Genomic DNA, 14,387 nt, shown 5'->3' with positions numbered 1-14,387 from the left:
ATGAAAACTTATCAATTAGCTATTCAAGCAAATAAACGACCAGAAACCTTAGAAAGACTACTTCGTGTGATGCGTCATCGAGGTTTTGAAATCAGTGAATTACAAAGTAAAACAACAGAAAATGTCATTGCCCTTGATGTTAAGGTAAAAAGCCAAAGAGACATTGCTTTATTAACTCATCAATTGGTGAAATTACCCGATGTGATGGAAGTACGAGAGGAAACAAATGCGTAAAGGTTATTTAGTTGCTCAATTTGGAATATTATTTGCTTTACTTGGCTGTTCTGTGCAAGACAGCAATCAATCAAACAGTCAATCAAATGTAAAAGTAAATCAAGATGTCGCTGTGACTGATACGGTTGTTCGAGAATTTACTGCATTTGGTGGCGATGAAAATAATGCTTGGCGAGCGGTGATTCAGAATAATACGATGTCGTTAGAAATGAGTAAATATGGATATTACCCAAACATTGAGGTTACTCGTTCAGCGTATTCTAAAGGTGCAGAGTTTGTTGGATATATTGATTCCAAAGAAGTGATGGTTGATATTCGTGGGACTGAATGCAGAGATAGTAATAATAACCTAAATGAATTCTCTGCAACATTGTATTATCAAGGAAAAATAATAAAAGGATGTGCCGTGAGAGGTGCTTATCCTCATGCTGATACCTAACAGCATTTTAAATAATTTATAGAAGTTGGAGAAATTATGCCAAAACTACGTTCAGCGACCAGTACACAAGGTCGGAATATGGCAGGGGCGCGCGCTTTGTGGCGTGCGACAGGAATGAAAGAAAATGATTTTGGTAAACCTATTATTGCGGTGGTCAATTCATTTACCCAATTTGTACCGGGACATGTGCATTTAAAAGATATGGGGCAACTCGTTGCTGCTGAAATTGAAAAAGCAGGTGGAGTGGCGAAAGAGTTTAATACTATTGCAGTCGATGATGGGATTGCGATGGGGCATGGCGGAATGCTTTATTCATTGCCTTCTCGTGATCTGATTGCGGATTCTGTTGAATATATGGTGAATGCTCACTGTGCCGATGCGATGGTGTGTATTTCTAACTGTGACAAAATCACACCCGGAATGTTAATGGCGGCGTTGCGTCTTAATATCCCGACTATTTTTGTGTCTGGCGGACCAATGGAAGCAGGTAAAACCAAGCTATCCGATCAAATCATCAAATTAGATTTAGTTGATGCGATGATTCAAAGTGCGAATCCTGATGTATCCGATGAAGAAAGTGCGCAAATAGAACGTTCAGCTTGCCCAACTTGTGGATCTTGCTCAGGTATGTTTACCGCTAATTCAATGAACTGTTTAACCGAAGCACTTGGATTAAGTTTACCGGGCAATGGTTCTTGCTTAGCAACTCACGCAGATCGTAAACAATTATTCTTACAAGCAGGCAGACAGATCGTAGATATTTGTCGCCGCTACTATGAACAAGACGATGAATCAGTCTTGCCACGTTCAATTGCAACTAAAGAAGCCTTTGATAATGCAATGAGTTTAGATATTGCAATGGGTGGCTCAACCAATACGGTTTTACACTTATTGGCTGCAGCTCAAGAAGCTGAAGTCAATTTCACGATGGAAGATATTGATCGCCTTTCACGCAGAGTGCCTTGTTTGAGTAAAGTCGCGCCAAACACGCAAAAATATCATATGGAAGATGTCCATCGAGCAGGCGGAATTATGGCAATTTTGGGTGAGTTAGATCGAGCTAACTTATTAAACAACCAAACTCGTACAATTCTTGGCATGAGCCTTGCTGAACAAATTGCTAAATACGATATTACCCTCACTCAAGATGAAGAAATCCATAAATTCTTTAGAGCGGGGCCAGCGGGTATTCGCACTACTCAAGCTTTCTCACAAGATTGTCGTTGGGATTCTGTGGATGATGATCGTCAAAATGGCTGTATTCGTAGCAAAGAATTTGCTTATAGCCAAGATGGTGGTTTAGCAATGCTTTCAGGAAACCTTGCTCTTGATGGTTGTATCGTGAAAACTGCAGGCGTGGATGAAAGTATTCTTAAATTTACCGGTAATGCGATTGTATTTGAAAGCCAAGAAGAAGCGGTATCGGGTATCTTAGGGGGCAAAGTCAAAGCAGGGCATGTTGTAGTGATCCGCTATGAAGGACCTAAAGGCGGTCCGGGTATGCAGGAAATGTTATATCCAACCAGTTATTTAAAATCAATGGGCTTAGGCAAAGCTTGTGCATTACTCACTGATGGACGTTTTTCAGGTGGTACTTCAGGACTTTCAATCGGGCATTGCTCACCAGAAGCGGCAGCAGGCGGTTTAATTGGTTTGGTAAAAGATGGCGATACGATTGAAATTGATATCCCAAATCGTTCTATCCAACTTGTTGTTGATGAGCAAGAATTGGCAGAACGAAGAAAAATCCAAGATCAAAAAGGTTGGAAACCAGAAAATCGTCAGCGTGAAGTTTCTTTCGCATTAAAAGTCTATGGCTATTTTGCTACTTCCGCAGACAAAGGTGCAGTACGCGATAAAACTAAAATCTTGTAAAAATCGGCAAGCGGTTAGTTTTGCAAAAAACTTTACGCATCTCACCGCTTGCACCTAAACGCTTGGTTAAGTAGAATGCCAAGCGTTTTTTAAATTTATAATCAATGAGGTAAAACACATGTTTGGAAAGGGTGGCATCGGCGGTTTAATGAAACAAGCTCAGCAAATGCAAGAGCGTATGCAAAAAATGCAAGAAGAGATCGCACAGCTTGAAGTAACAGGCGAATCTGGAGCAGGCTTGGTTAAAATCACTATTAATGGTGCTCATAATTGCCGTCGTATTGAAATCGACCCATCTTTAATGGAAGACGACAAAGAAATGCTAGAAGATTTAATCGCTGCAGCATTTAACGATGCAGTTCGTCGTGCAGAAGAATTACAAAAAGAAAAAATGGCAACGGTAACCGCAGGCATGCAATTACCACCGGGAATGAAAATGCCGTTTTAATGCTTAAGATTAACGAAAGCCAAAGGATAAGTTCTTTGGCTTTTTTTGTATTTGAAATTGAGTAATAAGAATAAAAATAGGAGAAAATATGATTTATTGGTGGGCTAGTGCTGGCATTAAATATGCAGGATATATTGGAAAAACAGATAAATATGAGCGGATGATGTACTGGAATAATTCTGTTTCAGGATATCCATTACCCTCCCTTGATAAGTGGGAGACCCCAGTACTTACTCAATATTTAGGTGAAGAGGGGAAAGAGCGAAAACCGAGATCGCTAACTGATGTAGTTAGTGCATCATCTGTTCATTTAATTAATGAAAAGGCAAAAAACGTCCTTGCGGATATATGGGAAAAACACGCTACGTTATACCCTGTTACGTTAGATGATAGCAATGAACCTTATTATATGGTGGTAGTCCATACTGAGATTGATTGTATCGATCGGGAAAAGTCGGAAGGAAGAATACAAAAGTATGGTAAGAATAAAGGGAAAGGCTATTTCAGTGTGATAAATAACTGGGTATTTAGAGAAGAAGAAATTGGAGATAACTATTTATTTGTATTACCCGATGATGAAACGGTTATTTATGCGACAGAAGCTTTTAAACAGAGAGTAATTGAATCAGGTTTAACAGGTTTTGGACTTAGAAAAGAATTTTGGGACGAAGACCCGTTTATTAGTTAGTTGTTACTAAAAAATAGGAGAAAAAAATGATTTATTGGTGGACTAACCCTAGTATTAAATACGCAGGATATCTCGGAAAAACTGATAAGTATGAAAGAATGATGTGTTGGTATGATGCCATTATTGGAGATCCTTTACCCCCGCTTGATAAATGGGAAACACCAGTACTCACTCAATATTTAGGAGAAGAGTGGAAGAAGCGTAAACCTTGCAAAGTTACGGATGTTGTACGAAGTGGTTCTACGCATTTAATTAGTGAAAAAGCAAAAAATGCCCTTGCAGATATATGGGAAAAACACGCTACGTTATACCCTGTTACGTTAGATGATAGCAATGAACCTTATTATATGGTAGTGGTGCATACGGTAATTGATTGTATTGATCGAGAAAGAACAATAGGAGACATACAAAAATATGGTAAAAATAAAGGGAAAGGATATTTTAGTGCTTTAAAGAAATGGGTAATGAGAGAAGAAGAGGTAGGAGATAATTACTTATTTTTGACACCTGATATGGAAACAAGAATTTTTGCCACAGAAGCATTTAAACAACGAGTGATTGAGTCAGGTTTAACAGGTTTTGGGTTAGTAAAAGAAGCTTATGACGAAGACCCTTTTATTAGTTAGTTGTTATATCGTCTCATTTACAGTGTGTTTAGTTTTATGTAGAAAAGTAAGCGGTCATTTTCTTCCAACATTTTTACAAAAAATAAAAGGAAACTTACCGCTGATCCACTTTTTTCTTATCGATTTAACTTTGCTGTTGAGGTGCTAAATTAGCTCAAAAGTTTACTATACTGAAAAATACAACCCAATCACAAAAATCAACACAATCGCAAATTCGGATAAACCGACTTTTTTAATATTCCAATCTAATTGAGGTACGATAATCGCTCGAAGTAGTGCAAATACGTAGGTGATAGCAATGGGAATATAACCTAATAACAGATAACCGATACCGAATAGAATATGTGATCCAATACTCAATTTCAGATATAACGGATTTTTTCTTTCTCTTGCAATACTTTTTACATAGAACGTGCCAGCAATAAAAAATAATGTTGGATGAATCAATACCTCAACATTATATTGCCCAGTGGATAGATAGAAACTCGCCATTCCGACAATTCCAAAGGTTAATATGCCTGCAATATCATTGATTAAATTGCGTTCGTCTTTCTTTTTGGCATAGTAAATTTCGATCAATACAAGCGGTAAGATTGGGATGGCAAATTGCAAAATGGCAAAATTTGAATAAAGTAACGGAATGGCCAAGATCACACTAATAATGGCATAGATAATCGCCCATTTTTTATATTTTTGCGTGTTCTTACGATTAAATAACGCCATAAATGGATAAGAGAAAAAATAGATAAAGAGCCACGATAGTCCAAGCCAAAGGTGTGAAAGTGTAATATGACTTGCAAAAATTCCGTATAAGAATGGTACAAATGCCATTACTAAGGCACCATGCTGATTTGACATAACGGGTTTATCTTTAAGTATCTTAGACATCATACTTTACCATTTTGATTGTAAGGTTTTCTGATAGGGAAAATAATATACCATACAAAATAGCTTACTAGAAATAGCAAAAGCTTGGTGGTTTAGCTTTATGGTAGAGTAATGTTATCAGGATTTTTGCTACAAACATTAATGATAATATAGTGTTATTTTTTTCTATTTTATAGAAAAATAAGAAGTTCTTATAGTTTTGTATAAATAGATGGGATTTAATTCGTATTATTAGTACTAATAGTGTTAAATGATAGATCGATATCTTTCAAATTAATATTAATAGTTGCCTTGGGAAAAATTTCTTGTTTAAAACGTCAATAATGGTAAATTTACAACTATGTATTTTAAAATCTATCGAGTGCCTACCAGATGAATGAAGAAGAGATAAGAAAAAAAATAGAGCAGATATTGCAAAATGATCCAAAGAACTACAGTAAAATTTTAGAATTGTCAATGGATTTATCAAAATTTGATAGTAATAACGTACGCTTTAGTGTCGATGCGGGAGTTATTGATAGATTAGGAAGTGAACTAGTTGCTCGACAAGAAACAGCTGTTTCTGAATTGGTAAAAAATGCGTACGATGCTGATGCTACGAAAGTAAATATTAGGTTTGAAAATTCAGAAGATATCGGTGGAACTTTAGTGATTGAAGATAATGGCAGTGGAATGACTAGAGAGCAACTAATTAATGGCTTTATGAGAATATCTTCTACAGATAAGTTACATAACCCTACTTCTGATAAATTTAAAAGAACTCGTGCGGGACAAAAAGGAATTGGACGATTTTCTGTGCAAAGATTAGGAGAAAAATTAACTATTATAACTCAGACAGCTGAAAGTGAAGAATCCCTTATCATAGATATTAATTGGAATAAATATTCTAATGATACAGACCTATTATTTATAAATAATGAAATACATACGCAATTTCCTAAAAAACAAGCTCATGGTACCATTTTAAAAATTCAAGGTTTAAAAGATAAGTGGTCAGAAGCATCAATTAGAAGAATATATAAATATGTTAGTGATATATTGCAACCTTTTCCCTTATCAGAAGTAAAGGAACATGTGATTTATAAAAATATAGATCCAGGGTTTAAAGTCTATTTTTCAAAGATAGTTAATGGTAAACAAATTAATATAGCTGATGATAAAAGCATGGTTTATGATCATGCAACAGCAATTATTGAGGGTATTGTAGATAAGGATGGATATGGGATATATTCTGTGGAAAGTAAGAAATTAGATATTAATGAACTGGATAATATTAGTAGTGATCCAGATAATAATGATCTTCCTTTCTCAAAATTGAGAAATGTAAGATTTAGAGCATATTATTTTATATATAATTCTGGTCTTGTTCCTAAAATGCAGGAATCCAGTATTAGAAAATTAGCCAGAACCCAAGGAGGTATTCGTTTATATAGAAATGGATTTAGAGTGTTACCTTACGGTGAACCAAATAATGATTGGTTAGGCTTAGATAATTCAACAGTAAAAAGAACTATCTTGCCAGTACATGCAAATATTAATTTTTTTGGATTTGTGGAATTAACTGATAAAAATCATGAATTTAATGAAACATCTAGTAGAGAAGGGTTAGTAGAAAATGAAGCATTTATTCAATTACAAAATTTTGTATATAGAACAATTATGACCTCTGTTTTAAAAATAGCAGAAGAAAGAAATGTTAAAATAGTATCAGGACAAAAACAAGTGGATGGAATATATGAAGCTATTGAAGTCAGAATAAAAAATATTGCTTTTACAATAGAAGAATTAGATAGGGAACTGGAAAAGGATTCAGGAAGCTTAGAGGTTAAAAGAAAGAGAAAGAAAAAAATTCAGCAAGTAAGGCAGGAAATAGAAGAGTTAAAAAAGGTTAGTCAAGAAGAAAAAGAGAAAAATTTAAAAGAAAAAGCGATGCTTAGAGTGTTGGGTAGTGTTGGTTTAACAATAGCTCTATTTATACATGAGGTAAAAGACTATATATTATCTATGAATTCTGATCTTAAATTTTTATTGCAAAATTTAGAGTCAGATAGTGAGATATTTAACCGATTGAGCATATTACAAAAAAATGTTGCTACATTTCAAACTTATACTTCATATTTTGATACTGTAATTTCTCAAAATGTAAGTCGTAGTTTAAGACCTATTGAATTGCAAAACAAAATAGAGGAGTTTTGGGAAAATATTCAAAATGATACAAAAAAAAGTAATATTAAGTTTGAAAAGCCAATTAGAAGTGCTTATTATTTATTTACTACTCCTATGCATCCTTCTGAATGGTCTTCAATTTTATTTAATTTATATACTAATGCGAAAAAAGCAATTAGAAGATCTAAAAATGATGGAGTATTAGATATTCAGTGTGGAAAAACTGAAAATAAGATTTTTTTAAAGTTTTCAGATACAGGTGATGGAATTAGTGATGATATTAAAGATCATATCTTTGATGAGTTCTTTACAACATCTTCTCCAAATACCCTAGATAATTTAAATTCGAGCAATGAGGTAACCGGCACTGGTTTAGGCTTGAAAATAGTAAAAGATATTTTATCAAGTTATAGAGGAAAGATATATGTGGATAAACCTAAGGAAGGTTTTTCAACTACAATATATATAGAGATACCAAAAGCAACAGATAAGGAGTTGGATGAATATGGAGTATAGATTATATTATATAGAAGATAGTAGTTCAGAGAGTAGAAAAAAAGATTTAGAACAGATAGGATTCCATGTAGTACAATATGATCCTAATAGTGATATGAATAAGGTAATGCGTAATATAAATGAATATAGCCCAGATATTATTGTTATGGATTACAGGTTGACTGAAGGAAAGTATAGCGTGTGTTATGATGCGCCAACTATTGCTGCTACGATAAGGAATAAGCACTCCCAGCAGAAAATGGAAATTCCTATTATATTAATTTCAAATGAAAATAATATAGCTGATTTTTATAGAGATTTTCTTAACCAAGATCTTTTTGATTATGCGGTAAAAAAACAAATATTTGATAACGATAAAGAGAAATTTAAAGAAAAAATAATATCTTATATTAATTCTTATAATAAAATTAGAAGTGAAAATTTTAATATATTTAAAATTTTGGGACTAGAGAGAGAGGAGGATTATGCATTACTTAATTCATTGATCCCTAAAAAGCTAGAAATGAAAGGCCATCAGGTTTATGAATATAGTAGGTTTGTAGATGATAATCTTATTCATGCTATAGGTCCTTTAATTGGAGAGGACATATTATCTGCAAGATTAGGTGTAAATAAAAAAAAATCTAAAAAGGATTGGGAACAACTTTTAGAGCAATTTGAGAAATTTAAATATAAAGGTATTTTTAGTGATGCAAATGACCGTTGGTGGGCAGAAAAATTAGAAGAGTGGTGGAAGTCTAATTTTGAAATTAATCACTTAAGACGGTTAGGAGCAAAAGAAAGGGTCGATTTATTAAATAATAAATTTGATTTGAAGTTGATTTATGAAATTAAATCACCCTTTAATAAGAGTGACAAGTTTTGGACTATATGTAAAGGAAATAATACACCTTTAGATCCTTTTGATGGGATAAATATATTAAAAAAGGATTATAAAGTATGGCAAGAGCAGGAATATTATTCTGTACAATATGCTTTGGAAAAAATAGAGGAAATAAAAAATGATATTAATGAGTTGGATGTGAAATATTTAAGAGGTTTAGCTAATGAAGAATTGGGAAATTAGAAGTTTTCATAAAGATTTACAGACGTTTGCAGAACTACTTGAACAATATCACGTGCCATGTCAAATTGATCCAATATACACTATAATAGGGACGTTATCCAATCCTCATAGTCATAGTATTAAATATACATTAAATAATATTCCTTTTAAAATAAGTAAGAAAATTTCTGGAAGTCTCCCAGTAGATATGGAAGAATACCAGATATTTTTTGATAACTCTATCTCTATAGATAAATCTAATACTTTTAATGAAGATTGTATATCAGAATATCTATTTGAAATAAACATAACGGGATATACTTTTGAAAAAGAAGCACCCCTAAAAAGTTGCTGGCATTTAGATAGACATATTGAATCAGAAAGTGGTGGAGACGGAATTCCAAGATTTACTCACCCATCATATCATTTTCAATTTGGGGGGAGATTTATAGATAAGTGTGATACGGGAGATTTAGGTATTCTTTCAGCTCCAAGAATACCTCATCCCCCTATGGATATTTTTTTAGGAATTCACTTTATAATAAATAATTTTTATAGTAGAAAAGATTATAATTTTGTCAATGAGATTTTAGAAAATTATGATTATCAAGAAATTATAAAAAGGGCACAGGAACGCTTATGGGTTCCCTATTTTAAAGCTTTTTCTCTTGCAAATACTCACAATGATTTTACTATCAATAAGGTTTTCCCTTTATACATTAAGTGAACTATGAATACAAATATACTGAAATATCTTAAAGGCTATTCATATAATGAACAGGATGTAAATAGATTATTAGTTTCATCTTTTATTAAGTTGAATAATATTTTACACATAAAAAACAAATTTATTAGATCTTTTTTAATAAATGAAGAAAATAAATTAGAATATGAACATCTAAAATGTTTCACATCTTTGTTTAATTCAAATTTTGATATTGAATTATTGATTGAGCTTTTTGAATTTATTATTTCTCCTGAAGATAAAGAAATTAATGGTGCTGTTTTTACTCCTGAATATATTAGGAAATATATTGTAGAGCAGGTGCTAAATAGCTTTGAAATTAAGTATGAGAGAAAATATATTGACAGTCTAAAAATTGCAGATATAGCATGTGGTTGTGGTGGTTTTTTTAAAACTATAGCAGAGGAGTATAGAAAAAGAATTGGTAAAACCTTTTTTGATATATACAAAGAAAATATTTTTGGGATAGATATTAAAGAATATAGTATTACTAGAACAAAAATATTATTAATTTTATATGCCATTATAAATGGTGAGGATAGGGAGTATTTTGAATTTAATTTATTCGAAGGAAATACATTGGATTTTAATTGGAGTAAAATTCCATTTATTAGAGATTCTAGTTTTGATGCTATTGTTGGAAATCCACCATATGTTGGCTCATCAAATTTAGATGATTATACAAAAATGCTTATGAGGAATTGGTCAGTTTCTTCAACTGGAAAATTGGATCTATATATTCCATTTTTCCAGATAGGGCTAGATTTATTGAAAAATAACGGAATATTAGGTTATATTACTGTAAATAATTTTTATCGTAGTTTAAATGGACGAGCATTAAGAAAATTTTTCTCAGAAGGAAAATATAATTTTAGGCTTATTGATTTCGGTAGTGAACAAGTATTTAAATCAAGATTAACATATACGTGTATTTGTTTAATTGAAAGAAGGAATGGGGATCTAGCTTATACTAATACTAATCCTCATCAAATAAATAAATTAATGAATAATGATTTTATTATATTTGATTATAAAAATTTAAATGATATTGATGGTTGGCAATTAGAAAGTGCAAAGGTTAAGCTTAATTTACAGAAGTTAGAAACAGCAGGTAAAAAATTAGGAGAGTTATTTGATATTAAAAATGGATTTGCTACATTAAGAAATAATATATACATATTTTCTCCTATATCAGAGGATGATATTTTTTTCTATTTTAAAAAAGGTGATGTAATAGTTCAAATAGAGAAAGATATTTGTCGTGATGTTATAAAGCCAAATATACTGAAAACAGAGTTTGATTTAGATAATTTCATGGAAAAGATTATTTTTCCATATGAAATTATTCAAAATAATAAACTTGATTCATCAAAAAAAACATATACTAAATTAGTAAAAGTAATCGAAGAAGATATATTTAGACATAATTATCCTAAAGCATATGAATATTTGTGTTCACAAAAAGATGAATTAGCCAAAAGAGACAAAGGTCAAAGGAAATATGATACATGGTATGCATATGGAAGGAGTCAAGCTTTAACCATATCCGGATTAAAATTACTTTTTCCTTATATGTCAGATGCCCCTTATTTTGTATATACAGATGATAAAGAACTATTGTTTTATAATGGATACTCATTAATTTCAAACTCTGAATGTGATTTAAAGTTTGTTCAAAAAATTTTAAAAAATAAGGTTTTTTGGTATTATATTAAAAAAACAAGTAAGCCATATTCAAATAATTATTTTGCATTATCAAAAAGTTATATAAAAAATTTTAGCATACCTTATTTTTCAGAAAAAGAAAAATATAGATTTATGAGATTAAAAAAAGAATCTTATATTACTAGATTTTTAATTAAAAAATACAATATCACAGATATTGAGTTTTAAATGTTTTGGTTGTTTTTTATATAAATAGTTAATTATTATAATAACTTTTCTTAAAGTATAAATACTATCAAACTTATTATATTTAATGAAGGTAAAATAAATGAATCAATTAAAGAAATATCTTATGGTAGGAAGTACAGCAATAGTCATGAGTATAGCCAATGCTGATGAATTAGGTAAACCAGTATTATCGTGGACAAGCAGTGGATTTGCTCATCCCGAATCAGCTCGATTTGATGCAACACGAGAAAATGTTTATGTTACCAATAATGATGGTGGTCCAATGGCTCAAAAAGGCGAGGGCTATATTAGTCGTTTAGATAAAAATGGAAAGGTACTTGATGAGCATTGGGTAACAGGCATCAATGCTCCAAAAGGTATCGTTCAATCTGGAGACTTATTATACATTGCCGATATACAGCAAGTGCGTGTTGTGGATATTAATACGGGTAAAGTTAAACAATCTATTACGGCTCAAGACAGTAAAATGTTTAATGGTATAACCGTAGATGCCGAAGGTAATGTGTATATTAGCGACATTATGGGTGGCGCAATTTATCGTTTACAAGGGGAAACCTTGGAGAAATGGATAGAAACGGATGCTTTCTCTAGCCCAAATGGTGTTTTAGTTGATGGCAATCGGTTATTGGTGGTCACTTGGGGAGAAGGAATGCATGAAGATTTTTCTACTGATGAATTAGGTAGCATTTTCGCAATCGATCTCAAAACCAAAGAGGTGAAAGTGTTAGAAGGTGCAGAGCATATTGGCAACCTAGATGGTATTGCTAAAATAAATGGCAATCTTATTGTAAGCGATTCAAATAGTGGAAAAATATTTCAGTACAGTGAGGGTAAAACACAACTATTGCTAGAGAGTGGACGAGGCTCGGCTGATATTTCAAGTTATGGTGATAATCTGTTAGTCCCTGTAATGTTTGATGGAACAGTTTATAGTTATTCGTTGAAGAAATAGGTTTTGCTCTTTTAACTCACTATTTAAAAATATATAAAAAGTCACCTGATATTTAGGTGACTTTTTTTCTTATGAGAGTAATTTTTTAAAGAAAAAATGTTTTATTTTTCATGAAACATATTTTGATTGCTATCATCTGGGATAATGAGCTTGCTATCATTTTCATATAATTCGCTTTCTTCATAAGATTCTCGAATATGTTCCAGTATAACTTTTAGAACAGCAGATAAGGGGAGTGCAATAAGTACACCAATAATACCGAGCAATTCGCCTCCCGCCATTACCGCAAAAATAACAGTAACAGGACCTAATCCAATTCTATCTCCAACAAGTTTAGGTGTTAAAAAGTTCCCTTCAATGATTTGTGCAATAGTGAAAATACCCAGGACAATGACTGGATGTAATACGTCGCTAAACTGAAAAATAGCAGCGAGAACGGCGGTAGAAGCGCCTATCCATAGCCCAATAAATGGAATAAAGTTTAGATAACCTGCGATGAGACCAATCAGTAAGCTGTAATTTAGTCCCATCATTGCTAAACAGGCAATATAAATGGCAGCTAATATGTTCATAACCAGAAATTGTCCACGAAGGAAGGCAGATAGATTTTTATCTGATTCTTTGGCAATTTTGGTCATTGTTGCTCTATTTCTTTTGGGGATTAGTCTAAATATATTATCGATAATCTCGTGGTAGTTTTTTAAAAAATAATAAGTGATAATAGGCACTAAGGCTAAATTAGTTATAAATGAGATGACCCATGAGGCTGAATTGAAAACACTCTGTGTTAAAGTGTTATCCCCCTCTTCTGTCTTATTTGTTACAGTATCTTTGATAGCTTTTTCAACAGTATTGGCATCAATATGTACATCAAATGGAATCCAATTATTCAGATAATGCCAAAAATCATACTGGAAAAAGTGAATTATTTTAGGTTTGATATACTGAAATTCTCTAATTTGTTCACTTACGATAGGAACAATAAAAACAATTGATAGGACTAAGAGTAAAATAATGATCGAGTAAGCGATGACTACTGATTTAGCTCGACTGATATTTCTAGCTTCTAATTTATCAATTAACGGAGAGACAAAATAAGCCAAAACAGCACTTATAATAAAAGGTGTTAAGATCGAGCGTGTCAAATAAAAAAATAGTATCGCCACTAATAGTAGTACATACCAAGGCATATGTTTCAGAAAATCAGTCTTTATCATATAACTATACTTTACTAATTAATTTGGCAAATATTAGCACTAATAAATTTTTTCAACAATTTTTTGTTAAAGAAAAGTAAAAAAATATCCATAAAACATTTACAGAGATATTTTTTTTGTTTACGATATATACAGTTTGTGGGCGGATCTAACTTAATTATATCTGTCTATAAATTTAGAATTGGCTGTTTAGCCAAAGTATAACCTAACCTTTTGGTTAAAAATTTGTAAGGAGAATGCAAATGGCAACTCAAGAAAAAGATAAGATTGAATCTCTAGAAGAAGAAATCAAATCATTAAAAGAAAGTCTTTCTGAAATAACAACGTTAGTAAAAGATATTGGTGAAAGCGAATCTAAACGTTTAAGTCGTAAAGCGAGTAAAGCTTTAAATAAAGCATCTTCAAAGGCTGAAGATTTGCTAGAAGACTTCCAAGATGAAAGTGAAGATCTTTACCAATATCTAAAAGAAAAATTTGCATCTGCATCTAATACAGTAGAAAGTAAGGCAAAAGACAACCCGATTGCTACTGTTGGTATCGTTGCTGGTGTAAGTTTAATTGTTGGTTATTTATTAAATAATAAGCGTTAAATGATATGTTTAGATCGCTAATTTTACCTATACTAATTAGAGTA

General features: G+C 32.0%; 14 protein-coding genes. 12 read left to right on the top strand and 2 right to left on the bottom strand.

Annotated elements, in window-relative coordinates; all coding sequences use genetic code 11:
- From ilvM to A6A10_RS07125, 6 genes are all read left to right on the top strand, one after another.
- Positions 1-234: an acetolactate synthase 2 small subunit gene (ilvM, locus tag A6A10_RS07150; RefSeq protein WP_121122507.1), complete on the top strand. Its 234-nt coding sequence runs from the start codon at positions 1-3 to the stop codon at positions 232-234.
- The gene (locus tag A6A10_RS07145; RefSeq protein WP_121122505.1) at positions 227-673 is read left to right on the top strand and encodes a hypothetical protein; all 447 of its coding nucleotides are present in this window, start codon (positions 227-229) and stop codon (positions 671-673) included. The genes ilvM and A6A10_RS07145 overlap by 8 nt, the downstream gene beginning before the upstream one ends.
- Before the next feature lie 36 nt (positions 674-709).
- Positions 710-2,548, top strand: coding sequence for a dihydroxy-acid dehydratase (gene ilvD / locus A6A10_RS07140; protein WP_121122503.1), 1,839 nt, complete (start codon positions 710-712; stop codon positions 2,546-2,548).
- Positions 2,549-2,666: 118 nt separating this feature from the next.
- Positions 2,667-2,996, top strand: coding sequence for a YbaB/EbfC family nucleoid-associated protein (locus A6A10_RS07135; protein ID WP_121122500.1), 330 nt, complete (start codon positions 2,667-2,669; stop codon positions 2,994-2,996).
- An 88-nt stretch (positions 2,997-3,084) separates the two neighbouring features.
- Positions 3,085-3,684, top strand: coding sequence for an imm11 family protein (locus tag A6A10_RS07130; RefSeq protein WP_121122498.1), 600 nt, complete (start codon positions 3,085-3,087; stop codon positions 3,682-3,684).
- Between the two features lie 26 nt (positions 3,685-3,710).
- Positions 3,711-4,310 carry an imm11 family protein gene (locus tag A6A10_RS07125; RefSeq protein ID WP_121122496.1) on the top strand — a complete coding sequence of 200 codons (600 nt, stop codon included), beginning with the start codon at positions 3,711-3,713 and terminating at the stop codon, positions 4,308-4,310.
- Between the two features lie 165 nt (positions 4,311-4,475).
- On the opposite strand, the gene A6A10_RS07120 is transcribed toward A6A10_RS07125, so the two are convergent.
- A complete protein-coding gene (locus A6A10_RS07120) occupies positions 4,476-5,189 on the bottom strand; it encodes a YwiC-like family protein (RefSeq protein WP_121122821.1) in 714 nt (237 codons plus the stop codon).
- Between the two features lie 381 nt (positions 5,190-5,570).
- Between A6A10_RS07120 and A6A10_RS07115 the strand changes: the two genes are divergently transcribed.
- The 5 genes from A6A10_RS07115 (at position 5,571) to A6A10_RS07095 (ending at position 12,536) form a co-directional block, all read left to right on the top strand.
- Positions 5,571-7,880, top strand: a complete 2,310-nt coding sequence (locus tag A6A10_RS07115; protein ID WP_121122494.1) for a sensor histidine kinase — start codon at positions 5,571-5,573, stop codon at positions 7,878-7,880.
- Positions 7,870-8,946, top strand: a complete 1,077-nt coding sequence (locus tag A6A10_RS07110; RefSeq protein ID WP_147404745.1) for a response regulator — start codon at positions 7,870-7,872, stop codon at positions 8,944-8,946. Before A6A10_RS07115 ends, A6A10_RS07110 begins: the two co-directional genes overlap by 11 nt.
- Positions 8,927-9,652 (top strand): hypothetical protein, encoded by a 726-nt coding sequence (locus A6A10_RS07105; protein ID WP_121122490.1) that lies wholly within the window; start codon positions 8,927-8,929, stop codon positions 9,650-9,652. The genes A6A10_RS07110 and A6A10_RS07105 overlap by 20 nt, the downstream gene beginning before the upstream one ends.
- A 3-nt stretch (positions 9,653-9,655) precedes the next feature.
- Complete coding sequence (locus tag A6A10_RS07100; RefSeq protein WP_121122488.1) at positions 9,656-11,563, top strand: Eco57I restriction-modification methylase domain-containing protein; 1,908 nt, start codon at positions 9,656-9,658, stop codon at positions 11,561-11,563.
- A gap of 100 nt (positions 11,564-11,663) precedes the next feature.
- Positions 11,664-12,536 carry an outer membrane protein assembly factor BamB family protein gene (locus tag A6A10_RS07095; RefSeq protein ID WP_121122486.1) on the top strand — a complete coding sequence of 291 codons (873 nt, stop codon included), beginning with the start codon at positions 11,664-11,666 and terminating at the stop codon, positions 12,534-12,536.
- A gap of 101 nt (positions 12,537-12,637) precedes the next feature.
- Here the strand turns inward: A6A10_RS07095 and A6A10_RS07090 are convergent, their stop codons facing one another.
- Positions 12,638-13,753 carry an AI-2E family transporter gene (locus tag A6A10_RS07090; protein ID WP_121122484.1) on the bottom strand — a complete coding sequence of 372 codons (1,116 nt, stop codon included), beginning with the start codon at positions 13,751-13,753 and terminating at the stop codon, positions 12,638-12,640.
- Between the two features lie 242 nt (positions 13,754-13,995).
- Between A6A10_RS07090 and A6A10_RS07085 the strand changes: the two genes are divergently transcribed.
- The gene (locus A6A10_RS07085) at positions 13,996-14,343 is read left to right on the top strand and encodes an ElaB/YgaM/YqjD family protein (RefSeq protein ID WP_170143758.1); all 348 of its coding nucleotides are present in this window, start codon (positions 13,996-13,998) and stop codon (positions 14,341-14,343) included.
- Positions 14,344-14,387: the final 44 nt, after the last annotated feature.

Source organism: Otariodibacter oris (genome assembly GCF_009684715.1).
Lineage (GTDB): Bacteria > Pseudomonadota > Gammaproteobacteria > Enterobacterales > Pasteurellaceae > Otariodibacter > Otariodibacter oris.
The sequence above is the reverse complement of the archived record's forward strand: the minus strand, read 5'-3'. Positions and strand labels throughout refer to the sequence as shown.